Annotated in this window: 20 protein-coding genes and 1 tRNA gene; 16 read left to right on the forward strand and 5 right to left on the reverse strand. The window is 58.7% G+C overall.

Annotation, left to right across the window (positions count from 1 at the left end; translation table 11 throughout):
- Positions 1-160 precede the first annotated feature (160 nt).
- Positions 161-1,231, reverse strand: a complete 1,071-nt coding sequence (locus GEI7407_RS05410; RefSeq protein ID WP_015171127.1) for a hypothetical protein — start codon at positions 1,229-1,231, stop codon at positions 161-163.
- Between the two features lie 524 nt (positions 1,232-1,755).
- Between GEI7407_RS05410 and GEI7407_RS05415 the strand changes: the two genes are divergently transcribed.
- The 7 genes from GEI7407_RS05415 to GEI7407_RS05445 all read left to right on the forward strand — a co-directional run bounded on the left by GEI7407_RS05415 (position 1,756) and on the right by GEI7407_RS05445 (position 7,444).
- Entirely contained in the window at positions 1,756-2,382 is a 627-nt protein-coding gene (locus GEI7407_RS05415; protein WP_041268283.1) for a LuxR C-terminal-related transcriptional regulator, read from the forward strand.
- 327 nt (positions 2,383-2,709) lie between these two features.
- Positions 2,710-3,729 carry a 7,8-didemethyl-8-hydroxy-5-deazariboflavin synthase subunit CofG gene (gene cofG / locus GEI7407_RS05420; protein ID WP_015171129.1) on the forward strand — a complete coding sequence of 340 codons (1,020 nt, stop codon included), beginning with the start codon at positions 2,710-2,712 and terminating at the stop codon, positions 3,727-3,729.
- A gap of 36 nt (positions 3,730-3,765) precedes the next feature.
- The gene (gene rpmI, locus GEI7407_RS05425; protein ID WP_015171130.1) at positions 3,766-3,963 is read left to right on the forward strand and encodes a 50S ribosomal protein L35; all 198 of its coding nucleotides are present in this window, start codon (positions 3,766-3,768) and stop codon (positions 3,961-3,963) included.
- A 24-nt stretch (positions 3,964-3,987) separates the two neighbouring features.
- The gene (rplT, locus tag GEI7407_RS05430) at positions 3,988-4,341 is read left to right on the forward strand and encodes a 50S ribosomal protein L20 (RefSeq protein WP_015171131.1); all 354 of its coding nucleotides are present in this window, start codon (positions 3,988-3,990) and stop codon (positions 4,339-4,341) included.
- A 133-nt stretch (positions 4,342-4,474) separates the two neighbouring features.
- Entirely contained in the window at positions 4,475-5,314 is an 840-nt protein-coding gene (locus tag GEI7407_RS05435) for a transporter substrate-binding domain-containing protein (RefSeq protein WP_150109727.1), read from the forward strand.
- Between the two features lie 28 nt (positions 5,315-5,342).
- Positions 5,343-5,876 carry a tetratricopeptide repeat protein gene (locus tag GEI7407_RS05440; protein ID WP_015171133.1) on the forward strand — a complete coding sequence of 178 codons (534 nt, stop codon included), beginning with the start codon at positions 5,343-5,345 and terminating at the stop codon, positions 5,874-5,876.
- A gap of 335 nt (positions 5,877-6,211) precedes the next feature.
- Positions 6,212-7,444, forward strand: a complete 1,233-nt coding sequence (locus GEI7407_RS05445; RefSeq protein WP_015171134.1) for an RNA-guided endonuclease TnpB family protein — start codon at positions 6,212-6,214, stop codon at positions 7,442-7,444.
- Positions 7,445-7,557: 113 nt separating this feature from the next.
- On the opposite strand, the gene pyk is transcribed toward GEI7407_RS05445, so the two are convergent.
- Both pyk and GEI7407_RS05455 read right to left on the reverse strand, forming a co-directional pair.
- The gene (gene pyk / locus GEI7407_RS05450; RefSeq protein ID WP_015171135.1) at positions 7,558-9,342 is read right to left on the reverse strand and encodes a pyruvate kinase; all 1,785 of its coding nucleotides are present in this window, start codon (positions 9,340-9,342) and stop codon (positions 7,558-7,560) included.
- 306 nt (positions 9,343-9,648) lie between these two features.
- Positions 9,649-10,446 carry a COP23 domain-containing protein gene (locus GEI7407_RS05455; protein WP_015171136.1) on the reverse strand — a complete coding sequence of 266 codons (798 nt, stop codon included), beginning with the start codon at positions 10,444-10,446 and terminating at the stop codon, positions 9,649-9,651.
- A 533-nt stretch (positions 10,447-10,979) separates the two neighbouring features.
- On the opposite strand from GEI7407_RS05455, the gene crtR reads away from it, so the two are divergent.
- The 3 genes from crtR (at position 10,980) to gcvP (ending at position 15,840) form a co-directional block, all read left to right on the forward strand.
- Positions 10,980-11,888 carry a beta-carotene hydroxylase gene (gene crtR / locus GEI7407_RS05460; protein ID WP_015171137.1) on the forward strand — a complete coding sequence of 303 codons (909 nt, stop codon included), beginning with the start codon at positions 10,980-10,982 and terminating at the stop codon, positions 11,886-11,888.
- 273 nt (positions 11,889-12,161) lie between these two features.
- Complete coding sequence (gene gcvH, locus GEI7407_RS05465) at positions 12,162-12,554, forward strand: glycine cleavage system protein GcvH (RefSeq protein WP_015171138.1); 393 nt, start codon at positions 12,162-12,164, stop codon at positions 12,552-12,554.
- A 364-nt stretch (positions 12,555-12,918) separates the two neighbouring features.
- Positions 12,919-15,840 (forward strand): aminomethyl-transferring glycine dehydrogenase, encoded by a 2,922-nt coding sequence (gene gcvP, locus GEI7407_RS05470; RefSeq protein WP_015171139.1) that lies wholly within the window; start codon positions 12,919-12,921, stop codon positions 15,838-15,840.
- Here the strand turns inward: gcvP and GEI7407_RS05475 are convergent.
- The gene (locus tag GEI7407_RS05475; RefSeq protein ID WP_015171140.1) at positions 15,837-16,853 is read right to left on the reverse strand and encodes a diguanylate cyclase; all 1,017 of its coding nucleotides are present in this window, start codon (positions 16,851-16,853) and stop codon (positions 15,837-15,839) included. The genes gcvP and GEI7407_RS05475 overlap by 4 nt on opposite strands.
- A gap of 632 nt (positions 16,854-17,485) precedes the next feature.
- Between GEI7407_RS05475 and alaS the strand changes: the two genes are divergently transcribed.
- The 3 genes from alaS to GEI7407_RS05490 all read left to right on the forward strand — a co-directional run bounded on the left by alaS (position 17,486) and on the right by GEI7407_RS05490 (position 23,726).
- Positions 17,486-20,107, forward strand: a complete 2,622-nt coding sequence (gene alaS / locus GEI7407_RS05480; RefSeq protein WP_015171141.1) for an alanine--tRNA ligase — start codon at positions 17,486-17,488, stop codon at positions 20,105-20,107.
- An 83-nt stretch (positions 20,108-20,190) separates the two neighbouring features.
- Positions 20,191-21,432, forward strand: coding sequence for an inorganic phosphate transporter (locus GEI7407_RS05485; protein ID WP_015171142.1), 1,242 nt, complete (start codon positions 20,191-20,193; stop codon positions 21,430-21,432).
- A gap of 485 nt (positions 21,433-21,917) precedes the next feature.
- Complete coding sequence (locus tag GEI7407_RS05490) at positions 21,918-23,726, forward strand: EamA family transporter (protein ID WP_015171143.1); 1,809 nt, start codon at positions 21,918-21,920, stop codon at positions 23,724-23,726.
- Between the two features lie 233 nt (positions 23,727-23,959).
- On the opposite strand, the gene GEI7407_RS05495 is transcribed toward GEI7407_RS05490, so the two are convergent.
- Positions 23,960-24,046: transfer RNA gene (locus GEI7407_RS05495), tRNA-Ser, on the reverse strand.
- A 130-nt stretch (positions 24,047-24,176) separates the two neighbouring features.
- On the opposite strand from GEI7407_RS05495, the gene GEI7407_RS05500 reads away from it, so the two are divergent.
- The 3 genes from GEI7407_RS05500 (at position 24,177) to GEI7407_RS05510 (ending at position 26,027) form a co-directional block, all read left to right on the forward strand.
- Entirely contained in the window at positions 24,177-24,545 is a 369-nt protein-coding gene (locus tag GEI7407_RS05500) for a 2Fe-2S iron-sulfur cluster-binding protein (RefSeq protein ID WP_015171144.1), read from the forward strand.
- Positions 24,535-25,107, forward strand: coding sequence for a thermonuclease family protein (locus GEI7407_RS05505; protein WP_223294485.1), 573 nt, complete (start codon positions 24,535-24,537; stop codon positions 25,105-25,107). The genes GEI7407_RS05500 and GEI7407_RS05505 overlap by 11 nt, the downstream gene beginning before the upstream one ends.
- A 98-nt stretch (positions 25,108-25,205) precedes the next feature.
- The gene (locus tag GEI7407_RS05510) at positions 25,206-26,027 is read left to right on the forward strand and encodes an inositol monophosphatase family protein (protein WP_015171146.1); all 822 of its coding nucleotides are present in this window, start codon (positions 25,206-25,208) and stop codon (positions 26,025-26,027) included.
- The last annotated feature ends 29 nt before the right edge of the window (positions 26,028-26,056 follow it).

The raw sequence follows: 26,056 nt of genomic DNA on the forward strand, positions 1-26,056 counted from the left end.
TCGGTATGTATGAAGGCTTTGCGGTGTTTTGCTTGGCCTTATGGATATACATTAACGGCTTTATGACTTTTTGTAAAGAGGATCGTTACAAAAACTCTTGTTTGGTTCGCTTTTGGGGCGAGGTGTGCAGAGTGCGATCGCCCCAAAGCGCTGCGGGAGCTCAGCTTCGGCCAGCGAAAGCGAGATCTTGAGTGTTTGTTGCGTAACTTAACTTCAGCTTAGGGGCGATCGCCCCTAGGTCCAAGGCCAGGTAGCGATCGAGGGCCATGTACATCCAGTAGACGGGCATCTGCGGGTCCTGACCCGTTTTATGAAAGCCCAAGGACAGGGTGAGCTCTTCATGAAAAGGATGGACGACCAGCGTGTGGATGTCGCACAGATTGGGAAACTGCTGCTGCATGTCTTGCAACAGGGTTTGGGCATCTTCTAGCATCCCGATTACCTGATCGGGCGTCATGAACGATGGCTCGATCATCCAGCTGCGCACAAAGACAGAGGTGCAGGTCAAGTCGCCGGGCTGTGCGACCTCGATGGGATCAACGTCATTGGCGGTGCTCAGATGGAGACTCTTGCTAGGCGCCATAAAAAACCGCTCCTCTGAGCTGGCTGCCGTCGGGTACAGGACGTAGAAGCCAACGGGGTGCAAGGTGTCGCAGCGGCGCAGCACCCGCATCCCTTGGGGATACTGCTGAGACCAGCGGCGCAGGGTCTTGGCAATCTGGTGGGAGGTGCAGTCGGGGATGCGGTTGAGCCAGTTGTAGGTGCGGGCCAAAAAGTTGGCGACGGGAATGGTGTCAGTGCGGGGATTGAAGGTATCGATCGCTGTGGTGGGCTGTTCTGCGGCTTCGGATTCGGCCTGAAATTCGGGTAGGAGGCAGATCTGGATGCAGGTCGTGTTGCCGTCAAATTGCTTATTGATCAAGCCGAGGGCGACCAGCTTGTCCAGCATGAGACCCGCAGCGCGATCGCTCCCTCGATCTTGATCCTCATAGAAGAGAACGGCTGCCTCTCGATGGGTACAGGGAAGAAAACCCTGAGGTACGCCCAGCTGTCGCAGAGGTGAAGGGAGAGACCGCTGAGCTGCCTGCTGCTCCTTGAGGAAAAGATAAACCCAGAGACGAACAAAGCACTGGGCGCGCCGACGGGTTAGGCCGACTCGATTGAGCAGTTGATTGATGTAGCGACTTTGTTGGTTAGGGGGAAAGTGCTGATCGATGCACTCGGGATTCATGTGTAAGCTCCATCGCGCTGCAAGAGTACCCTGAAGGGTGAAACGCCGAGGCCTGCAAGGGTCGAAACTGGAATAGATATGCTTGCCAGAAGCGGGGCGAGACGTGCGGCGATCGCCTGCATTGCCTAGCTGTGCCTTGAAAAAGCGCCAAAACTCTGAGGCTTTCGGGACGAAGCTGGGAGAAATGCTTTTCCAAGACAGCATAGAACTACCCGTTGATTACGGGAGATTACGGAAAAAGGGCGATCGCCCTGCGCCACGCCGCTTTCTGTAGGGTTGCTGAGAGCGCTGAAAAGCCAGTACAACCCTAAAAACTTCACCCTGCTTCAGAGAACTTCTGCGCTCTACAGCGCAATGGCGATCGCTTTGAGTCCATCGGTCTGCTTACAGAATGCTCATTGTGGCTTCAGAAACCGAGGCTTCACAATGGCCTCATGTTTCGCAACAGTGAAACTCCGGAGAGTATTCCTGTTGATTTGAAGACCCTGTAAAGGAGATTCCTGATGTTCACTCAAAGCCCCCAGATGAACAATCGCACTTGTATTGCTGAGCGCTCCCCCACGCAACGCTTTTCATCTTCTTCGGCAACTGCTGAGCGAGAGCCTCAGCCTCGCTCCTTCGAGATTTTGCGGGCTGTATTGGAGAGCCTAGAAGACGGAATTTTAATCCTGACCCCTCAAGGACAGATAGTGCATGCCAATGTTCGCGCGCAGCAGATGTGCCAGGCGCTGCACCGAGGAACGAAGGAGCGTCGACCTCTGCCAGACAGCATTTGGCGAGTCTGCCGCGCTCTGGTGGAAGGGCGAGAAATCTTGCCAGAGCACCCAATGATGATTGAGTCTGAGGTGCTCACGGCGGGTGCGACAAAGATTCGCGCCCAGGCCCGCTGGCTGGCGCCCGAAGAAGGCGATCGCCCTTATGTCTTGGTGACTCTCGAGGATTTGCAAGCCTCGATGCAAAAAGTCGCGATCGCAGATGTCGAGAAGTACGGCCTCACGCCTCGCGAAGCAGAGGTCTGGATGCTGCGACGGGCGGACTGTTCCTACAAAGAGATTGCTGCCCAGCTTTACATCACCCTCAACACGGTGAAAAAGCACATGAAAAATATTCAGGCAAAGCGCCAACAGTTTGAATGGGTCGAGGAGGCATAGGCGCTGACCCGAGCAACCCCGAAATTGTTGACCTTTGCTGATTTTTCCAACCCCGGCTGCGATCGCAGCCGGGGTTCATTTTGGGTTTATGTTTTCGGTCTATGCTTTTGATCTATTAAGGGTTTTTGTGCCCTAGAGCACTGGGCGTTGCGGACGCCCGGCATTACACAAGGTCGCGTCTGAAGCTTGCTGAAACACCAAAACCCCAGCTAGGAGGCCACTGCTAGGTCAAACTGAGCAGAAACCTTGCCGGTGCCTCGCTTGTCCAAGCGGCTGAGTTGCTGCCGAGTTGCTACAGTAGAGCCTGCGCGCTCTGGTGGTAACGTTATGGCTGCTTTTCGAGGAACGGTCACCTACAGCCCAGCCTATACTTTGGTCCCCACCTATGAGTGCTTCAACCGCTGTGCCTACTGCAACTTTCGGGCAGAGCCGGGGAGCCAGGAGTGGTTGACGCTAGAGGAGGCTCGCGATCGCCTGCTGCAAGTCCGCCCTCGGGGGGTTCGAGAAATCCTTATCTTGAGCGGCGAAGTTCATCCCCACAGCCCTCAGCGGCCCGCCTGGTTTGAGCGCATCTACGAATTGTGTGAGCTGTCGCTGTCCCTGGGATTTTTGCCCCACACGAACGCTGGGCCGCTGCTGCGCCCGGAAATGCAGCGGATGAAAGACGTGAATGTCTCCATGGGGCTGATGCTGGAGCAGGTCACGCCCAAGCTGCTAGAGACGGTGCACCGCCACGCCCCCAGTAAGCAGCCTGAAGTGCGCCTTGAACAGCTGCGGTGGGCCGGAGAGCTGGGAATTCCCTTCACGACGGGGTTGCTGATCGGTTTGGGGGAGACCATGGCCGACCGCCAGGAAACGCTGGAGGCGATCGCCCAGATTCACAACCAGTGGGGCCACATCCAAGAGGTGATTTTGCAGCCCCACAGCTTGGGAAGTCAGCAACTGTGGCAAGGAGCTTCGGCGGACGCTGCGGCCTTTGTCGAGACAGTCGCGATCGCCCGACAGATCTTGCCGCCCGCAATTGCCGTGCAGATTCCCCCCAACCTGCTGCACCGCCCCGAAATCTTGTTGCAGTGCCTAGAAGCGGGGGCTCGGGACTTGGGCGGGCTCGGTCCCAGAGACGAGGTCAATCCCGACTATCCCCATCCCACCGTGGCGGCCCTAGACGAAATCCTGCGGCCCCAGGGATGGCACCTAACCCCCCGTTTGCCGGTGTATGCGGCCTATGACCCTTGGCTGCCGGCGTCTTTGCAGGCCCCGGTTCAGGCCCATCGCCAATCCCTGGCCCAGGCCTCAGGCGCGATCGCCCCTGCAAAAACTTCATTGCCGTCTCACAGCCACAAGTAGTATTATTGTAGACTGTGTCGAATTTACAGCCGGTCCATGCCGAAACTGAAATCCCGTAAAGCAGCTGCTAAGCGCTTCCAGCGGAGCGGCAGCGGTAAGATTATGCGCCGCAAGGCTTTCAAAAACCACCTGCTCCAGCATAAAGGTACCGATCGCAAAAACCGCCTCTCCAAGCGAGTGGTGGTCGATGAGCGCGATGCAGCCAACGTTGAATTGATGCTCCCCTACTTGTAAGGTCTACGGAAACGGTAAAGAGATATGGCACGGGTAAAACGGGGTAATGTGGCGCGCAAGCGTCGCAAGAAAATTCTGAAGCTGGCGAAAGGCTTCCGCGGATCTCACTCTCGTCTGTTCCGCACAGCTAACCAGCAGGTGATGAAGGCGTTGCGTAACGCCTATCGCGATCGCCGCCGCCGGAAGCGTGACTTCCGTCGTCTGTGGATTGCGCGCATCAACGCTGCTTCTCGTCAGCACGGTGTCAGCTACAGCCAACTGATCGGCAACCTCAAGAAGGCTGACATCCAGATCAACCGCAAAATGCTCGCTCAGCTCGCAGTTCTTGACCCGGCCACGTTTGGCAAGGTCGTAGAAGCCGCTGGCAACAAAAAGTAAGGCTTGATGGCTGGTTATCCAGCCTCACAGCAATTTTCGAGATGGTTTATCATCCGACGTCGGTCATGATGATCAGGGAGCAGCACCAGTCTTTGTTTGCTTGGTCCTCGCCTCGATGAAAATTGCTGTGCCTATGTTTTTAAATTTAATTCGCAGCTTTCAGCAGACGCTCGCTCTGCGCTACAGCCCCTTCAGTTTCGGCTTGGCGATCGCCTTGGCAGGAAGCTCAGCCTTCTTGCCAAGGTTTGCGGTTGCGGCAGAACTAGACGAAATCCAAAAGCGTGGCTACCTGATAGTTGCGGTCAAAGAGACTGTGAATCCTCTGGGCTACCGAGACGCATCGGGAACCCTCCAAGGTTTTGAAATAGAAATTGCTCATCGCCTCGCGGAAGAACTCTTGGGTCGCCGCGAGGCGATTCGGTTTGTGCCGGTGAGCAACCGCGATCGCCTTTCGGCTGTGCTCACAGATCAAGTAGACTTGGCGATCGCTCAGATGACCGTCACGGCTTCGCGGATGCGCTTGGTCAGCTTTAGCCACCCCTACTATATAGACGGGACGGCTCTAATTACTGCCAATCCTTCATTTCAGCGCTTGGCAGATGCTCGCCAAGCCACTGTGGCGATCCTAGAAGGCTCTAGCGCGATCGCCGCGGTCCAGTACTTTTTGCCTAGAGCTCAGCTCGTGGGTGTGACCTCCTACGCCGAAGCGCGATCGCTGCTGGAGACGGGCGCAGTCGAGGCTTTTGCGGGCGATGCCAGCGTGTTGAGCGGCTGGGCTCGGGAAAATCCCGGCTACCGGCTACTGCCGCCGCTGCTGTCCGGAGAGCCCCTGTCCGTCGTGATGCCCAAGGGAGTCCAGTACGACCCGCTGCGCCGAGAAGTCAACGCTGCGATCGCCCGCTGGGCCGAAGAAGGCTGGCTCAAGCAAGAAGCAGCGCAATGGGGGCTACCGGACGGTGTAGGCTGGAAGTGAACCATAGCAAGTCCTTTTACGCATCACGATGGACAACAGCCTTACCTTGTCCTACCTCTCGTTACTGCTTCTCTTGCTAGCCGTGGCGAGCTTTTTCATCCTTCGGCAAGTCATCCGGACTCGCCGGACCGAATCCACCCTTTCGCGCCTGCAAAACGCCCTCAAAGGGGGCCAGGGAAGCGCCAAGGATCACTATGAGCTTGGCGGTATCTATCTCGACAAACGTCTGTTTAGCCAAGCTGTTGTTCAGTTTCAAAAGGCGCTCAAAGCAAAAGATCTAGAAGGCGACGAAAATACTGCTTTGATCTACAACGGCCTGGGGTATGCCCATGCGGCTCAAGAGCAGTACGACATCGCGATTCGCCAGTACAAGGAAGCCTTGAAGCTCAAGCCGGACTACGTTGTGGCGTTCAATAATTTGGGGTTTGCCTACGAGAAAAAGCAGCTTTCGGCCCAGGCCCTCGAAGCCTATGAAAGTGCCCTGGCCCTCGACCCCAACAACCCAACCGCTAAGCGTCGGGTTGAGCCGCTGCGCAAGCTTTACGCCCCATCGGCTTCCTAGGGTTTTGTCTCGGGGGCGATCGCGGACAGGTTCTCTGGAGGGTTTTTGGCAGGCCTCGCAGAATGGCCCAACCGACCTGAATAAATTTTCGCAATCAATTAAGGGAGCCAGGTGATCCTGGCTCCCTTAGCTAGTTCAGCCAGAAGCCTCACGTCCATAATCTCTGATTTGGCGTGAGATGAAGGCGCGTTTATGACGGGGCAGTCGGTGAACCATGTTTGACGCGAGAACCTACCAGCCCCGTCATGAACCATCTCTTTCGCCTCAAATCAGAAAATCATACTCTCCAGCTAAGTGGATGTATGCTGAAAAATCTCACCCAGTAAAACGTTTAAGTGAGAACCGCTTACCAGCACCGATTGCGTCCAACCTCCAGTCAAGTCGCCTTAATGGGCGAGTGGCTGGAACTCTTGCGCAGACAGTACAACTATCGTCTTGGTGAGCGGTTCTCTTGGTACGAACAAAATCGCTGCGACGTCACCGATTGCCCGCTAATCTGTCACCTGCCAGAACTGCGAGAGAATCCTGACTTCTACTCCCAAAAACGAGACTTGGTGAACTCCAAGACTTTATTCCCGGAGTACCAGCAGATTCACTCTCAAGTTCTGCAAGACTGCATTGGCCGGGTGAAGAAGACCTTTGACCGCTGGCTCAAAGGAGACTGCAACGCTAAGCGAAGCGGTAGACCTCGATTCAAAGGAGCAGGCCGCTATCGCTCTTTCACCTTCCCGCAGATCAAACAGGACTGCATCCAGGGCAAACAGATCAATCTCCCCAAGATTGGCTGGGTGAAACTGATCCAACACCGTCCCTTACCGGAAGGGTTCAAGATCAAGACCGCCACCGTCAGCTACAAAGTTGATGGCTGGTATGTGACTCTCAGCCTAGAGGATTCATCAATCCCCGTTCTCACTCCCGACATCCCCAATACTGAGAACACGACTGGGATTGATCTGGGATTGAAGTCGTTTTTGGTAGACGACTCAGGACAGGAAGAACCCATCCCCCAGCACTACCGCCAAGCAGAGAAGCGCCTGAAGCGGTTGCAGCGGAGTTTATCGAGAAAAAAGAAGGGGTCGAATCGCCAGAAGAAGGCAATTAAACGAGTTTCTAAGGCACACCTGAAAGTCTCGAATCAGCGCAAGGACTTTCACTGCAAGGTTGCAAGCAAGCTTTTATCCCAGGGAAAGCATGTCGCCCATGAAAAGCTGAATATTCGAGGTATTGCGAGAACGCGACTCGCAAAATCGACCCAGGATGCTGGCTGGGGCCAGTTCCTGCAAATTCTGGCAATCAAGGCTGAAAGAGCCGGGTTGTTGACGATTGCAGTGAATCCCAGCGGTACGTCTCAGAACTGCTCTGGCTGCGGGGTCAAGGTACCTAAAACACTTCAGGACAGGATTCATACCTGTCCTGAGTGTGGGTTGACGATTGACCGTGACCACAATGCAGCGATCAATATCAAGTATTTGGCGGTAGGGCATTCCGTCAATAAAGCTCAGGATACGCCCGATGGGTTGCCAGGGGTCACTGAGAAGCCTGCACCGTATACGTCAGTATCGGTGTAGGAGTATGTCACGGCGTTAATGCTGTCGGCTTTCCGAGCGTTTTCTCAGATTGGGGGTAAAAGGGCGATCGCCTCTTGTCATCAAGACTCAAGAGGCGATCGCCCAGCGATTCCTTAGACAGCCAGCACAGAATCGGTCTGAACGCCGCCCACTGCGCCGGAGTACACCAATCCTCGCTGCATATCCAGCGTCAGGATCGCGCCATCTTGGATCAGCTGAGTTGCGTTCTTGACGCCGACAATCACCGGTACGCCCAGCCGCAAGCCGATCACGGCTGCGTGACTGGTCAGGCTGTCATCCTCGGTGATGATGCCAGATGCCTTCCGGATGGCCTCAATGAAATCGGCCGAAGTTTGGGGCGCCACCAAAATTTCGCCCGGGTTAAACTGGCCTGCTTCTAGGGCGGTCTGAATCACTCGCGCCCGTCCGCTCACGGAGCCTTGACCAATGCCGGTTCCTCGGCCCAGGATCGCCGTCACGACTTCCACCTTGATCAGGTCGGTCGAGCCAGAAACGCCCTGGAGCGTTCCGGCCGTCATCACCACCAGATCGCCCTCCCGCAGCAAGTTCTTTTCCTGAGCTACATTCAGCGCTGCCTGGAAAGTCTGGCCCGCAGAGGGCAAGTCTAGAACCAGCAGCGGCTTGACGCCCCAGACGAGCTGCAGTTGACGAGCCACATCGACGTGGGGCGTCACCGCCAAAATGGGGGTTTTGGGACGGAACTTGGACACGTTGCGGGCCGTGGCTCCCGTCTTGGTCAGGGTCATGATGGCAGCGGATCGGAGCTGCTCCGCAATGCGGCCCACGGCCTGGCTGATCGCGTTGGGAATTGAGCGGCCTGTGCTTTCGATGGGAGAGCGGGTGTCTTCTTCTTGCTCGATGCGCTCCGCAATCCGGGCCATGGTCTGGACGGCCTCGATGGGGAAATTACCGACGGCGGTCTCGTTCGAGAGCATGACCGCGTCGGTCCCGTCGAGAATCGCGTTGGCGACGTCGGAGATTTCGGCGCGGGTTGCCCGGGGGTTATTCACCATGCTGTCCAGCATCTGGGTAGCGGTGATGATGGGAATCCCCAGACGGTTTGCCGTGGCAATCAGCCGCTTTTGCAGGATGGGCACGTCTTCTGCGGGTAGCTCAACCCCGAGGTCACCGCGGGCAACCATGACGCCATCGCACAGGGAGAGAATGGCCTCCATCTGCTCGATGGCTTCGTGCTTCTCGATCTTGGCGATGACCGGCACGTTTTTGCCGGCGTTGGAGATGAGTTCTTTGATTTCAAGAACGTCTTGGGGATTGCGCACGAAGCTCAGCGCAACCCAGTCAACCCCCTGATCTAGACCAAAAATCAGGTCGGTGCGGTCTTTGTCAGTGAGGGCTTTGATCGAAAGGTAAACGCCGGGGAAGTTGACGCCTTTGTTATTGGAAAGGGTGCCTCCGACGACGACGCGGCAGTGAAGATCCCGATTGACGCGATCGACTTTCTCGACGCGCATCTCGACGCGACCGTCATCCAGGAGGATCATCGCCCCTTCAGGCACCTCGTCAGCGAGCGGCTCGTAGGTGACCGAGCTGATGGTTTGGGTGCCGACGACGGCGCGGCTAGTGAGAATGAAAGAGTCTCCTTTGGCCAGGACAATGGAGCCTTTTTCGAAGCGACCTAGACGAATTTTGGGACCTTGTAAGTCCTGCAAGATGCCGACGGGCTGGTTAAGCTCGAAGGAAATCTGGCGAATCAGGCGAATGTTGCGCTGATGGTCTTCGTGAGTGCCATGGGAAAAATTGAGGCGCAGCGTGGTAGCCCCTGCTTCGATGATGGCGCGCAGCACCTCTGGACTGCTGGTGGCCGGGCCAATGGTGGCTACAATTTTCGTCCTACGCTGAGGATTTCGCGGTTGCATGGATTCCAGACGGGTTGAGAAAGGTTCAATAGATAGCAATGACCACAAACACGCTCAGTCCAGGACGCTCCTGATCGAGGCGATCGCGCTGCCTATTTCCGCAGCAGCGTCCCATGACAGCTTCGACTGCACAGCTATTTCTTCATGCGCGGCGCATCCCCAATCTCGGCATCCGGCAGGGAAGTGCAGTGTGCAGAGGCAAGAGGGATACTATCACGTCTGGCGGACCTCTCAAATGAGAACCCTCTCCCAAAGGTGATGGGAGAGGGCGATCGGCGTGATAGGTGCTCGATGCTTGGGGACGGTTTAGCGGAAGCGATCGGGGTTTAGGGGACGTCCTGGCCGAGCACTGGGCGCAGTCAAGCGGCTGCCGGTGCCGCCGTCCGCGCGATCGAGGAAAGGCCGCAGGTTGATGGCCTCACTGGGCGATCGCCGCGCGCCCCCAAGGGCTTCGATCCCCAGATTCACCAGCTGATCGGTCAGGCCATCGGAGCCGCCTGCGAAGGTGTTAACTGCCTGAGTTGAGTCACCGCCATCGGCGATCGCCAGGTTGTCAAACACGCGATCGCGCGTCAGCTTGGGATCTTGGCCGGGGGGCACCGTGAAAACAATGCGGCAGGTTGAGTTCTTCTGGGTGGTGACGCACACCGTGTTGTAGCCGTTTTCGATCGCTGTCGTCATTTCCAGCAGCCCGTCGGGACGGTACATCTCCAAGCGACGGCTGATTTCCATGCAGCGCGCCTCCGAAGACCAGCCCCCGCCCATGGGAGAGGGAGTTGCCCAGGGATAAACCTTGCCAGGCTGGCTCCGCGGCTGATAGGTCACGGTGTACTGGCCGTTTTGCACCTCGCAGGCAAAGCGCGTTTCGGTATCCGGCTGCACCGTACCCGCCGCAGCTGTGGACTCTCCCGGGTTGGCGTCCTCTGCGGTCGTCTCGCTGGACTCTTCTGCGCTGGTTTCGCTGGATGGGGTCGACGTCTCACCCGAAACCGCCTCAATGGCCCGCAGCAACTCCGGAACCTCCAGAGCTACTGCGCTCCCTCCCAGCCAGCCACTGAGGGCGATCGCCGCCAAAGAAACCTGGACTAGTCTTGGCTTGGACATGAATTCATCCCTCTCAAAATTAGGTCGTGTGTCAGATCGTCGGTAACCGCCCCACGCGGACCCAAATTCTCTGAGCGATCGGGCCAACATCTTGCGGGTGGGGGGCTAGGAACCGTTGCCAAGCATCATCAGAATGCGCTGCTGACGGAGCGAGTGGCCGCATACGGGGGGGCTGCGGCGATCGCCTCTCAAACTCTGAAACTTTCGAACTGTCACAGTGAGGGGCGATCGCACACCCTCAAAATCACCATTCCCAACCACCATGACAAGGGCTTTTTCTCCCTTTGCAAGACGCTTTTGGGTACTCCAAGTTCCTGAGCTGTCCCGCCAAAACCATCATTTTGTAACAGGCGGAGGCTCCAGATGAGTAACAAGAGTTTGCAGAGGATCCCTATCTCAGGTCATTCGCGGCAGTTAAGTTAACAGTACTTCTCAGTCTGCCAACAATTAAATGAGCTAATTTCACAAATCTTTATTATTCGTCACCCGTATCGTATACTACGCGAGGACGGAGTTAGGAGTGAGAACGCAATATGTCGGAGGCAGGGAAGCCCCTGACAGTCCCGAAGGAGCTGCTAGGCCCCCCCGGAGACTTCAATCCCACGCTTGTTATGTTCATTGCTGCTGTGATACTGGCCTCAGTATCCACGTTGGGATATTTCCGCTGGGACTTTCCTGGCTGGTGCATTTTCATCATGAACGTCACCGCCTTGCATCTTGTGGGCACCGTGATCCACGACGCCTCCCACAATGTGGCCCACCGAAACCGCATCATGAACGCGATTCTGGGTCATGGCAGTGCGCTGATGCTTGGGTTTTCGTTTCCAGTGTTTACCCGGGTGCACATGCAGCATCATGCCAATGTGAATGACCCAGACAATGATCCCGACCACTTTGTGTCCACCGGTGGTCCTCTGTGGTTAATTGCAGCCCGCTTTTTCTATCACGAGATCTTCTTCTTCAAGCGCAAACTGTGGCGGAAGTATGAGCTCTTAGAGTGGTTCCTCGGCAGACTGGCGGTTGTACTGATCGTCTGCACGGCGATTCACTACGACAGCCTGGGCTATATTTTCAACTTCTGGTTCTCGCCAGCGCTGGTGGTCGGCCTTGCCTTGGGTCTGTTCTTTGATTATTTGCCCCATCGGCCTTTTCAGGAGCGAAACCGCTGGAAAAACGCCCGCGTTTATCCCAGCGCTATTCTCAACGTTCTAATCTTGGGGCAGAACTACCACCTCATCCACCATCTGTGGCCTTCGATTCCTTGGTATCACTACCAGCGGGCCTACCGAGAGGTGCAGCCGCTGCTGGATGCGAAGGGCTGTCCCCAATCCTTGGGCTTGCTCCAAGGGAAGGACTTCTTGAGCTTTGTCTACGATATTTTTCTAGGCATTCGTCTCCATCATCATCCCAAGCCGACTCCCCAATCTTCTGAGCCTTCTTAAGTAGAGACTCTGGAGACCTCGCTGGTGAGGGTTTGAGGGGCGCTTCGGCGCTCCTTCATTATTTTGGGAGCTCAAAATCGGGGACTAAAGAAAACCGGGTGATCTTCTAAAAGTCTTGGGCATACTTTGTAGCATCGAGATCCGGGGCTTGAGGAGAAGAGTGATTGCCAAAAGCGGCTGTAGAATGCGTTCCGGATTCGAGGCGCAACGGGCGATCGCGCAGATATAGAAGATCCCGTAAGTAGATCCATCGAAACAAAGTGAGGATGTGGCATGGCGCTGGAGTATCCCGACAATTTGCAGTACTTGGACTCCCACGAATACATCCGGCTGGAAGACGATATTGCCGTAATTGGCATTAGCGCCCACGCTGTGAGTGAGCTCGGAGATATTGTTTTCCTGGAGTTGCCGGTGGTCGGTGACACGGTGGAAAAGGGTGAGAGCTTTGGGACGGTCGAGTCGGTCAAGGCGGTGGAGGAGCTGCGATCGCCTGTGACGGGGACCGTCGTCGATCGCAACAGCGACATTGTGGACGCGCCAGAACAGCTAGGAGATGATCCCTATGGGGATGGCTGGCTGATCAAGGTCCGCCTCGATGATCCCAGTGAACTGGATGATGCGCTTTCGGCTGCTGAGTATCGGGCACAGGTAGAAGGGGAAGACTAAAGGTATCTCAAACCCGTTGTTGCTGGTTGGGCAGGCCACGCTTGAGGGCCTGCCTGCCGAGTTTTCAGACCTGTTGCACAATAAAAAGGGAGCTACTGCAAAAAGCCATTGCGGTAAGGCCTAGACTCCTGAAACGGCTCGCTGAACTGACCGAATCAAGCCGTTTAGCAAGTTTTTTGACATTTTTAATACTTTCTCGATCAGATTTTGGGTTCACGCTCTGAACTGGATGGCGATCGCTCATGGGCTCTGGGGCCAAAGCCTGGCTGCGCAAGGGCGGGCTTGAGATGAGCATTTCAGAGCTTTAGAACCGCCAGCTTTCCCTATGGTGTACAGTCAACGCTCTATGTCACATCTTGCTTCTATGACCGTTCAGGCTACGTCTTCGCTTCTCCAGGCTGGAGGAGATGAGGGTCTCCGCAATGCTTTTGCGCAGCGGCACTTGGGCCCTGACGCAGCGGCTCAAGACGCCATGCTGGAAGCTCTGGGGGTGACCAGCCTGGAGGAACTGCTCGCCCAGACCGTGCCTGTGAGCATTCGGGCCTCTGAGGCGCTGCAGCTGCCGGCGCCGCTGAGTGAAGAGGCGGCTTTGGCGAAGCTGCGGGCGATCGCTGCTCAAAATCAGGTCTTTCGCTCCTTCATTGGCCAGGGCTACTACGGGACGATCTTGCCGCCGGTGATCCAGCGCAATATTTTGGAAAATCCGGGCTGGTATACCGCCTACACGCCTTATCAGGCGGAGATTGCCCAGGGCCGTCTGGAGATGCTGCTGAACTTCCAGACCCTGGTGAGTGACCTGACGGGGCTGGCGATCGCCAATGCCTCGCTGCTGGATGAGGCGACGGCGGCGGCGGAAGCGATGGCGATGAGCTATGGCCTCTGCAAAAATAAGTCCCAGATCTTCTTTGTGTCCCAGGACTGTCATCCCCAGACGATCGAGGTGCTGCAAACGCGGGCGCGGCCCCTAGGCATTGAGATCCGGGTGGGCGATCACCGCACCTTTGACACCGAGACGCCGGTTTTCGGAGCGCTGCTCCAGTACCCGGCGACGGATGGCGCGCTCCATGACTATCGCGCTTTCATTGAGCAGGTGCAGGCGGTCGGCGCGCTGGTGACCCTGGCGGCGGACCTGCTGGGCCTGACGCTGCTGACGCCGCCGGGAGAACTCGGGGCCGATATTGCCATTGGCAGCACCCAGCGCTTTGGGTTGCCTATGGGCTATGGTGGTCCCCACGCGGCCTATTTCGCGACGCGCGACGCCTTCAAGCGGCAGATTCCGGGCCGCCTGGTGGGTCTGTCCAAGGATGTGCAAGGCAAGCCAGCGCTGCGTCTGGCGCTCCAAACTCGGGAGCAGCACATTCGCCGGGATAAGGCGACCAGCAATATCTGTACGGCCCAGGTGCTGCCAGCGGTGCTGGCGGTGTCCTACGCGATCTATCACGGGCCGACAGGTCTGAAGGCGATCGCCACTCGGGTCCACCGCCTGACTCAGGTGTTGGCGGCGGGCCTAGTGCAGCTGGGCTATAGCCTGCGATCGCGCCATTTCTTTGACACGCTGTGCGTCGATCTGGCTGCTCTCAATGGCGTGGCGGCGCGTCAGCAGGCGGCTATTTTGGCGGCAGCCCAGGCCCGTCAGATCAATCTGTGCCCGCTGGGCGAGGGGGCGATCGCCCTTTCCCTCGATGAGACCACGACCCTCGAGGACGTGCAGACGCTGCTGGAAATCTTCGCCCTGGATCAGGGAGCGCCCAATGTGCAGGACCTGGCCAGCCCGGGAGACTTTGCGTTTCCGGAGACTCTGGTGCGCACGAGCCCCTACCTGAACGAGGCGGCGTTCCATCGCTATCACTCAGAAACAGAGCTTTTGCGCTATCTCCACCGCCTCCAAGCTCGGGACCTCTCCTTGACGACCTCCATGATTCCCCTGGGCTCCTGCACCATGAAGCTCAACGCGACGGCGGAGATGATGCCGATCACGTGGCCAGAGTTTAGCCAACTCCATCCCTTTGCGCCCCTGGAGCAGGCCCAAGGGTATCGAGTGCTCTTTGAGCAGCTGGAGGCCTGGCTGGCCGAAATCACGGGCTTTGCGGGAATTTCCCTTCAGCCCAACGCGGGTTCCCAGGGCGAATACGCTGGGCTGCTGGTGATCCGCCAGTACCACGAGGCTCGCGGAGAAGGCGATCGCGATGTGTGCTTGATCCCTCAGTCGGCCCACGGCACCAATCCCGCTAGCGCGGTGATGTGTGGTCTCAAGGTGGTGGCGATCGCCTGCGATGACCAAGGCAACATTGACCTAGGGGACCTGCAACAAAAAGCTGAAGCCCACCGCGATCGCCTAGCGGCCCTGATGGTCACCTATCCCTCGACCCACGGCGTCTTTGAGGCGGGCATTCGCGACATCTGCGAGATCGTCCACGCCAACGGCGGCCAAGTCTACATGGATGGGGCCAACATGAATGCCTTGGTGGGCCTGTGCCGTCCGGCCGACTTTGGGGCCGACGTCTGCCACTTGAACCTGCACAAGACCTTCTGCATTCCCCACGGGGGCGGTGGTCCGGGCATGGGGCCGATCGGCGTGCAGGCGCACCTTGTGCCCTTCCTGCCCGGCCACAGCGTGGTGGCCCTGGAGGGTTCACAGCGCATCGGGGCGGTGTCTGCGGCGCCCTGGGGCAGCGCCAGCATTTTGCCGATCTCCTGGATGTACATTGCCATGATGGGCGGCCCCGGCCTGACCCAAGCCACGGCGATCGCCATCCTCAACGCCAACTACATCGCCCAGCGCCTCGCGCCCCACTACCCGATCCTGTATCGCGGCGAAACGGACCGGATCGCCCACGAGTGCATTCTGGATCTGCGGGGCCTCAAAAAATCCGCTGGTATCGAGGTGGAGGATGTGGCCAAGCGCCTGATGGACTATGGCTTCCATGCGCCGACGGTGTCGTGGCCCGTGGCCGGCACGCTGATGGTGGAGCCGACGGAGAGCGAATCCAAGGAAGAGCTCGATCGCTTCTGCGATGCCATGATCGCCATTCGTCAAGAAGTCGAGGCGATCGCCCAGGGCACCAGCGACCCGCAGAACAACCCCCTCAAGCACGCCCCCCACACCGCCGAAGTCCTGATCAGTGCTGACTGGGACCGTCCCTACTCCCGAGAGCAGGCTGCCTATCCGGCCCCCTGGCTGCGAGAGCACAAGTTCTGGCCTGCGGTTAGCCGCATTGACAATGCCTACGGCGATCGCAACCTCATCTGCACCTGCGGCCCCCTCGACGCCTACACCCAGGCCTAGGTCGCTCCAAACGAAGCATCCCCGGCCCTGGAACATGGGTCGGGGAGCTCACAGCTCACCACGCGATTGCGCCCGCTGGATTTTGCCTGGAGCAGGTTTTGGTCTGCCCGCTGCAAAAGGCTCAGGCCGCGATCGTCATCCTGGCTGTCCAAAGACGTCGTGCCGGCGCTGATCGTGAGATTGAGAGTCAGCGTGTTGTTCACCACAAAACCCTGATCACTCACCAAGCGGCGCAGCCGGTGAGCCACCAGCAACCCTTCCTCGCAGTTGGTATTGCTGAGGATCACCACAAACTCCTCGCCGCCGTAGCGAAACAAAGTGTCCTGGAAGCGCAAATTGCCCTGAAGCCGCTCCGACAAAAGCTTGAGAGCACAGTCTCCGACCAGGTGGCCGTAGGTATCGTTGATGCTCTTAAAAAAATCGACGTCCAAAATGATGACGCTCAGGGGCAGTCCCCGGTTGCGGGCGTTTTGGACTTGGCGCGGCAGCTCCCACTCGAGAGCCCGCCGATTGTTCAGAGACGTTAGGGGATCGATCAGCGCCATGGTCGAGAGCACGTCGTTGGTGCGCATGAGCTCTCGGTGACTCTCAATAACTCGAAGTCCCGCGCGGATCTGGGCCGTCAGCAGTCGCCGTTCTAGGTGATTTTCGGAAGAAGCCTCCGTGCCCGCCTGGGGAAGATGGGGCAGCCACAGGTAGGCGTCAGCCCCCCGCTCGAGGGCTTGGGCCCGGGCGACATATTCTGTTGGACTGTTCAGCGCGGGCTGATCTTCGATCAGGAGACAGTATAAGTAGCGAAAGCCCTTCATCTGCTTGATCTGCTGACACAGCTCTGCCTCGTTGCTATGACTGGCCTGAAGAATCAGCAAGTCGGGCGGTTGAGACTTGATCAGAGAGAGGACTTCAACAGCGTCAAGGGCAAGCTGGACATTGCAGTTAACCGTTGTCTGGGCATGCTTGAGCAGTTCTACTGAAAATTTCTCGCTGCCAACAATCAAAATTGAGGCATCCATTTAGGTTCTAGAGGCTGGAAAACAAAAGTTGGCGGCCTTTGGCTTGGGGAGCCAAAGCACGCTCATTGCAGCGGACTAGCAGAACAATGCAGAGCGATCGCGGACAAGGACCAGCCGGGATGTGTGCTGACAAAACGGACGAAGACATCCACGGTTGCAGGTTGGGCAAGATGGGCTAGGAAAAAGACAAAGAGGGGAGGATCGGCCTCGTATTTGGGGGCAGAGGTTCATTGTGCGGACTTGAAGCCTCTGCCGTGGCCGATCACGGCGTTGTTTCCCTGCAAGACAGTACTCAGCCTAGAACACTTTCCAAGAAAGCGTGTAGAAAATATAAAATTTTTTAGGCGCTGCACTGAATTTGGGCCAAAACAATGTTTCCCAAGGATTTGGGATGATGCTGCTAGGGTTGTTTTGGGGCGATCGCCTGCTGACTGAGTCTCCCCTGTTTTGCGGGGCTGGTAGCCATGGTCTTGGCCCAGCCTTGCGGCATGATGGAGATACGGCGGCAGGTCTATCCAGGGGCGATCGCCCGATCGCGTTTCCGGCCATTGGTTTGGACGGGTCCCGTTTGCCTACGCTATCCCGCAGTTTGTTCTGCCGTTTTACTCAGGTCACCCCGTTTTAGAAATCCCATGTCTACCTCTCTCAGCGGCGCTCAGATCCGACAAAAATTCCTTGACTTCTTCGCTGCCAGAGGCCATCAACCGCTGCCCAGCGCCTCCTTGGTGCCAGAGGATCCGACCGTGCTGCTGACGATCGCAGGCATGTTGCCCTTCAAGCCGATTTTCCTGGGACAGCGATCGCCCGATTTTCCCCGCGCCACCACGTCCCAAAAGTGTATTCGCACCAACGACATCGAGAACGTGGGCCGGACGGCTCGGCACCACACCTTCTTTGAGATGCTGGGCAACTTCAGCTTTGGCGACTATTTCAAGGAGCAGGCGATCGCCTGGGCGTGGGAGCTGTCCACCGAGGTCTTGGGGCTGCCGCCGGAGCGCCTGGTGGTGAGCGTTTTTGAGGAAGACGACGAAGCCTTCGCGATCTGGCGCGACCAAGTGGGCATCCCGGCTCACCGGATCCAGCGCATGGGCGCTGATGACAACTTCTGGGTGTCTGGCCCCACAGGCCCCTGCGGCCCCTGCTCGGAGCTGTACTACGACTTCCATCCTGAGCGCGGGGATGCGCACATCGACCTCGAGGATGACTCCCGCTTCATCGAGTTCTACAACCTCGTGTTCATGCAGTATAACCGGGATGCCGAGGGCAACCTGACGCCGCTGCAAAACAAAAATATTGACACTGGCATGGGCCTGGAGCGGATGGCCCAGATCCTCCAGCAGGTGCCGAATAACTACGAAACCGACCTGATCTTCCCGATTATCAAAACGGCGGCAGAAGTGGCGGGCATCGACTATGCCCAAGCCGACGAAGGGACGAAGGTCTCGCTGAAGGTGATCGGCGACCACGTGCGCTCGGTGGTGCACATGATTGCGGACGGCATTGCCGCCTCGAATATGGGCCGGGGCTACATCCTGCGGCGGCTGATCCGGCGGGTAGTGCGCCACGGCCGCCTGATCGGCATTGAGGGCGAGTTTACGACCAAGGTGGCGGAAACGGCGATCGCCCTGGGCGAGGACGTGTATCCCAACGTGCGCCAGAAGGAAAACGCCATCAAGGCAGAGCTGCAGCGCGAAGAAGCCCAGTTCCTCAAGACCCTAGATCGGGGCGAGAAGCTGCTGGCGGAAATCTTGGAGCGCGAAACCCAGCAAATCTCGGGCGAGGACGCCTTCAAGCTCTACGACACCTACGGCTTTCCGGTGGAGCTGACCCAAGAAATCGCCGCCGAGAAAAACCTGACGGTGGACCTGGCCGGCTTCGAGGTCGAGATGGAGAAACAGCGCGATCGCTCGCGAGACGCCCACGAAACCATCGACCTGACGGTCCAGGGCTCCCTCGACACCCTCGCAGAGCACATTCACGCCACGGAGTTTCTGGGCTACACCGAGTTTGCAGCTACGGCTCAGGTGGCCGTGCTGCTGGTCCAGGGCAAATCGGTGGAGGCGGCTGAGGCCGGGACCGAGGTGCAGATCGTCTTGAACCAAACGCCTTTCTACGCGGAGTCAGGCGGCCAAATCGGCGATCGCGGCTACCTCTCGGGCGATCAGGTGCTGGTGCGCGTGGAGGATGTCAAAAAAGAGTCGGACTTCTTTGTCCACTTTGGCCGAATCGAGCGCGGCACCCTGCAAGTGGGCGACAGCGTCACGGCCCAGATCGATCGCGCCTGCCGCCGCCGCGCCCAGGCCAATCACTCCGCGACCCACCTGCTCCAGGCCGCCCTCAAAAAAATCATCGATGACTCGATTTCCCAGGCGGGTTCCCTGGTGGACTTCGATCGCCTGCGCTTTGACTTCAACTGCCCCCGGCCCCTGACGTCCGAAGAGGTGCAGCAGGTCGAAGAGCAAGTTAATACCTGGATTGCCGAAGCCCACAGCGCCCACACGGCCGTGCTGCCCCTGGCCGAAGCCAAGGCCAAGGGCGCGGTGGCCATGTTTGGTGAGAAGTACGGCGACGAGGTGCGGGTACTGGACTTCCCGGGCGTGTCCATGGAGCTATGCGGCGGCACCCACGTCAGCAACACTGCCGAAATTGGGGTGTTCAAGATCATTTCGGAGTCCGGCGTGGCCGCGGGCGTCCGCCGCATCGAAGCGGTAGCAGGGCCGTCGGTGCTGGACTACCTGAACGTGCGCGATCGCGTGGTCAGAGACCTGGGCGATCGCTTCAAGGCCAAGCCAGAAGAGCTCCTAGAGCGCATCTCGGGCCTGCAAGCCGACCTGAAAAACACCCAGAAACAGCTAGAGGCCGCCAAGGCTGAACTGGCTCTAGCCAAGTCCGATCAGCTCCTGGGCCAAGCCGAAGCCCTGGGCTCCTTCAAGGTCCTGGTGGCTCACCTGGAAGGGGTGGACCCCGAGTCCCTGAAGACCGCCGCAGAGCGTCTGGCCCAGAAACTTGGGGAAGGGGCCGTTGTCCTGGGCTCTGTGCCCGAAGAAGGCAAGGTGAGCCTGGTGGCAGCCTTTAGCCCGGGTGTGGTGAAGGCGGGGCTGCAAGCGGGCAAATTCATTGGGGCGATCGCCAAACTGTGCGGCGGCGGCGGCGGCGGACGCCCGAACCTGGCTCAGGCCGGGGGCCGGGACGCTAGCAAGCTGCCGGAGGCCCTCGAAGCGGCCCGCCAGCAGATCCAGTCTGCTTTGCAGTAGTAAATTGCGTTAGTGCTTAATCGGCCCTGGGATCGCGTAATAGCAGTGATTCCAGGGCCTTTGTTCTTCAAGAAATCTGAGACATGACGCCTGAACTGTTGATTGGTCTGACCAGCGTGCTGGCGTTTTATCTCGCCTGGAACCTGGGCGCAAATGACGTCGCTAACTCCATGGGGACCTCGGTCGGCTCCAAGGCCATCACCCTCAAGCAGGCCATTGTCATCGCGGGAATTTTGGAGCTGGGCGGAGCGCTGCTCCTGGGGCAGCGGGTCTCGGGGACCCTGGCGACCCAGGTGGTCCAGCCCGAAAGTCTGGCTGCGTCGCCGCAGCTGTTTGTGGTGGGCATGATCATGGTGCTGGTGACCTGCGGTCTGTGGCTGCAAATCGCCACGTCGCGCGGCTGGCCGGTGTCTTCTTCCCACGCGACCCTGGGGGCGATCGCCGGCTTCGGCTGGATGGCGGCTGGAGCGGCGGCAGTGAACTGGCAGACCCTGGGCAGCGTGGCGCTAGCCTGGGTGCTCACGCCGCTGATGAGCGGGGCGATCGCCGCGGGCCTCTACGGCGCTCTGCGCCACTGGATTTTGGAGCATCCTGAGCCCCAGGCCCAGCTCGATGAATGGATTCCCTGGCTCAGCGTGGGGCTGCTCGGGGTGTTTGGGGTGCTGATCGTCCCGACCCTCAGCGAAGCGGCCTGGCTGGAGGCGCTGCCCCTGCCGGCCCACGATCCCCCGCTGCTGCTGGGCGGACTGGCGGCTGTGGGCATCACCTGGAGCAGCTGGCGGCGCCTCAGCCGCAGCGCAGGCGATCGCGCGGCCCTGGAAACGGTGCTGGGCCGGTTTCAGGTGATCAGCGCCTGCTTTGTCGCCTTTGCCCACGGCTCCAACGATGTGGGCAATGCCATCGCGCCCCTAGCGGCGATCGCCTACACCCAGCGCACCGGCAGCGTTCCCCTGGCCAATTTCAGCATCCCTTTCTGGATTTTGCTCATCGGCGGCGTTGGCATTGTCTTTGGTTTGGCAATTTTTGGCAAAAACGTCATCACCACCGTCGGCGAAGGCATTATCGCCCTCCAGCCCAGCAGCGGCTTTTGCGCGGAGCTGTCTGCTGCCACCACGGTCCTGCTGGCTTCCCACCTGGGCTTGCCGGTCTCGACCTCCCATACTCTAATTGGCGCTGTGGTGGGGATTGGGCTGCTCCAGGGCGCTGGCTCGATTCGGTTCCAGACGGTGCGAGGCATCTTGCTGGCCTGGGTGGTCACGGTGCCTGCGGCGGTGGGTCTGTCGGCGGGATTATTTGCGATCGCCCGCTGGCTGTGGGCGGGATGACCAGCGCCCAAAAATTCTGTTGGGACCGAGAATTTGGGCAAATCCGGGGCTTGGTGCTGGCCGCGGGCGATCGCCCCAGTATGAAAAAATTTGGGAAATCTTCAACTCAGCGTGTTTGCCAAGAATCCCAAGCTGTTATCCTAGCCACAGCATTGGCGGTATCTTCTGAAACCTGGGTGAAAAAAGCGCCTAGTCAGAGTCTTGGGTCTCGCCAACGCCCAAATCCATGGGCATTTCTCCAGGTTGCGATGGATCTCGCTGGGCAACGACGCCAAGCTATTTCGCACACCCTGGGCCTTGCTCACGCATCTCCCCTGAACATCGTCGTCTGCATTATTCCGCCGATGGGTCTTGCATCCGGATTCCTATCCACTTTGCGGCCGCTGGCTGTGTCATTTTGGTCTTGCTTGTGGGCATACTGCCCAGGAACCAACTCGATGCCAGACACATTGGTTCACGCTACATCGGTCAGAGGTTAACAACGCATGGGTCAGCTGGACAACCGACCGGAGTCTTCCGGAGGGACGCATTCCCAAGAGACAGAGGCAGCCCTGAGCAAAGTGACTCAGGAACTGCGGAATTTGCAGGAAAACCTCATGGTTCAGTTGACGGGAGATGTGGAGTGGCTTCAGTCCGAGAAAGAACGCCTGATGCAGGAGATTCAAACCCTGCGAGCCGAGCACTCCCAACTGAACGCCCAGCAGCAGCAAATTTTGTCTCAGCAGCAGCAGCGCTGGGCGAAACAGCTAGCGCAGACGATCGCCTCGCACTTGCAGACGTCTCTCGCGCGCCAAGTGACTGAGCAGCAGGGCGCTGGAAACTTCGAAGGGCTGCCCAGTACCGCCCTGAATGACTCCAGTGAGGCCGTCTATCGCTCGATTACTTCCCTGGACGCGACGCTAAGCACGACCTTCAAGGCGCTCCAGCGAGACCTCACCAGCTACCAAAGCTCTCTGTCTCAGCAGCTCAGCCGCATGAATAGCCTAGAGCAGCAGGGCGAGGCGCTGCTGGCGGCGCTGGTGGAGCGCCTGAGTGAGCAGCTGCAGGCCGTGCCCCTGATGGAGGGAGGGGGCGATCGCCGCGCTCTCACCTCCGAGGCCAATGCATCGGATGGCCGCTCGGTCTGGACCAGCAGCAGCACGCTGTCGTCTACGCCCTTGGACGAGCCGATGCCCTGGAACGTCACGGTCCCCGAGGAGGCTCGTACCTCTGCGGCTTCCTCATCCTCCAGCAAGACCGTCCCCATTGTGCCCGCCCCTGAGCCCATCGTGCCGCCCCCTGCCAAGGTCAGTGCGCCCAGCAGCAGCGGCAAGCTCCAGATTGGTTTGCTCTGCGTGCTGCTGTCGTCCTTGATGCTGTCCTTCCACAACGTGGTGGTCAAAATCCTCTTCCGGGCTCAAATGGTGTTCAACACCTTTGATCTGGGCGGGGTGATCAGTCCGGGCATGGGCAACTCGATGCTGATCCTGTGGATGCGGATGGTGATCGTGCTGCCTTTGATGACGATTTTGGCCCAGCTGCTGTATCCGCCGATGTGGTCTGATCTGCGCAAGCTTGCCTTTGCGCGCGATCGCTCCACGCTGCTTTCGGTCATCGTCAGCGGCCTGCTGCTATTTCTCTCCCAGGTACTGATTTATACCGCCCTGGGCCAGATTCCGGCCGGGACGGCGATCGCCATTTTCTTTATCTACCCGGTCGTGACGACGCTGCTGTCCTGGAAAGTCCTGGGCCAAAGGCCGACTCTGCTACAGCTAGGCGTCATGGTCCCCATCTGCGTGGGCGGCATCCTCACCCTGCCCGCTGGTAATGCTGCTGCCACGGGCAACCCGGTCCTAGGCATCGTTTCAGCGGTGTTTGCTGGGGTGACCTTTGCTGGCTACGTGATTGCGACGGGGATCTGCGCCCGCAACCTGAACCCGGTGCCGGTCACCCTGATGCAGTTTGTGACGATCTTTGTCCTTACCAGCGTGACGCTGCTGTTGCCCTTCCCCGAGACGATTCTCAAGGTTACGCTCAACCCAGACAACTGGCCTGGCTTCCTCATCGGCTGTCTGGTGCTGGGGGCGGCGACGCTGCTGGGCTACCTGCTCAACAATTTTGGCATTCGCGCCATCGGCCCAGCCCCTGCTGCGATTGTCAGCGCGACAGGACCAGCGCTGACTGCTCTGCTGGCGCTGATTATGATCCAGGAGCAGCTGGGCGCTCTGCAATGGTTTGGGGTGATTTTGGTGACGGCGGCTGTGCTTGCCTTGAGCGTGGAGAAGATGCTGGCCGGGGCGAAGAAGACTGCCTGACTCGGTGGCTACTGTCTCGATCGCTTGGAGATCAGGCAATCAGCCTCGGGCCTGGACCGCCAAAAGAATGGGATTTGATCACAGTCAATAAGTCTGAGGGCGAGAACCATGGTTCTTGCCCTTTTTCTTGTGAACTGGAGTTTGAGATGGTTGATTGTGTCGAGCGGTTGGCCGATTGAGCGATCGTAGCGCCCATAGCAAAAGCCCCAGTCAAGCGACTGGGGCTTTTGAAACGGAGAGGGAGGGATTCGAACCCTCGTTAAAGTTACCCCTAAACAGCATTTCCAGTGCTGCGCCTTCAACCACTCGGCCACCTCTCCAGGGGGATTGCTATGCAATTTTTGTCTGTTTGGCGTTTGCCGTCACAGGCTTAGCTATCCTAGCAGAATCTAGCGAAGCTTGCCAAGGGGCGATAGAATCAAAACCGCGATCGCCCATAAAAAAGAAATCATGACCCGCGTGCACACCGTCGAGATTCACCACCGCCAAACTGGCAAAGTCTATACCGTCCGCGTGCCTGAAGACCGCTACATCTTGCAGTCGGCGGAGAATCAGGGGGCGGATTTGCCGTTTTTGTGCCGCAACGGTGCCTGCACGGCCTGCGCTGTGCGCGTGGTCTCTGGAGAGCTCGATCAGCCGGAGGCGATGGGCCTGTCGCCGAAGCTGCGCGATCAGGGGTATGCGCTGCTGTGCGTGAGCTATCCGTGCTCCGACCTGCGGGTGGAAACCCAGGACGAGGACGAAGTGTATGAGCTCCAGTTCGGTCGCTACTTTGGCAAGGGACGGGTTCGCTTTGGTCTGCCGCTGGATGATGATTAAGGTGGCGTCTGGCTGGCGGCGTTTGCTGACAGGATTTTCGCGGCAATCGCTCATCCTAGGTGCGCTGCTGACTGTTCTTGGCGGTGGCCTAGGCGCCTGCCAGCAGCCCGACCTGCCCCAGGGCCGGATGGCGGTGGTTCAGTACATTGTCAATGGCCAAACCATTGAGGTCCTCGATCCCAATCGGCGGCCAGCGCTGATTGAGCGAGTGCGGCTGATCGGCCTGGATGCGCCGGACCTAGAGCAGGTGCCCTGGGGCTCAGACGCCAAGCAGTACCTAGAAGAGCGACTGCTGCGTCAGTCGGTGCTGCTGGAAACGGACGTAGAAGCCCAAGACCGCTTCGAGCGGCGGCTGGCCTACGTTTGGCTGGGCCAGGAGCTGATCAATGAATCGCTGATCGCAGATGGGTATGCGCTGGCCGTGGCGCGATCGCCCAACCTCAAACACGACCCGCGCCTGACCCGCGCCCAAGAAAAGGCGCGCCTGCTGGGACTGGGGATCTGGAACCCCGACTCGCCTCTGCGGACCACCCCAGACGAGTTTCGCGCGGAGGGGCGTTAGCCTTTGTCCTGCCTCAAGCGAGCGTCGTGCCGCCCAAAAATTGCTGTACACTTTGGGCGGGTTGCTGCCCCTTGTCCTTACCTGATCTGTCGTGCCCCATGAGTCCTCCTACGCCTGACCAACTGCAAAATTTTTTGGACATTGCCACCGAGGCAGCTCTCCAAGCCGGTACAGTTCTTCGGTCCTACTGGGGCAAACTCGACAAGATCGAGGAAAAAGGGCGTCCGGGCGACCTAGTGACCGCTGCGGACAAAGCCTCTGAGGCAAAAATTCTAGAAATCTTCGGTCGCCATCTGCCCGATCACGCCATTTTGGCTGAGGAGTCGGGGCAGCTGGGCGATCGCAACGGCGAGTTTTTGTGGGCGATCGACCCCCTCGACGGCACCACCAACTACGCTCACCAGTATCCGTTTTATGCGGTTTCCCTGGGGCTCTTGGTGCGAGGAGTGCCGGTCGTGGGCGTGATTTATGACCCCTTTCACGACGAGCTGTTTCGGGCGGCTCAGGGTCTGGGCGCGACGCGCAACCAGCAGCCGATCCAGGTCTCCCAGACGCGCGATCTGAGCAGCAGTCTGCTGGTGACCGGCTTCGCCTACGATCGCCGCGAGACCCCAGACAACAACTACGCAGAGTTTTGCCACTTTACCCATCTCACCCAAGGCGTTCGGCGCGGTGGCTCCGCCTCCATCGACCTTGCCTATGTCTCTTGCGGACGCCTCGATGGCTACTGGGAGCGCGGATTGTCTCCCTGGGACATTAGTGCAGGCATTGTCGTGGTACAAGAAGCAGGCGGGCGCGTCACAGCCTACGATGGTCGCCCCATCGATCTCTGGTCTGGGCGAATCCTGGCCAGCAATGGTCATCTGCATGAGGCCATGCAGCGGGAACTAGGACAGGTTCAGCCGTTGTCAGTCCCCTAGGGGCGATCGCCCGTCTCCCCGCCCATCTC

Source organism: Geitlerinema sp. PCC 7407 (genome assembly GCF_000317045.1).
Lineage (GTDB): Bacteria > Cyanobacteriota > Cyanobacteriia > PCC-7407 > PCC-7407 > PCC-7407.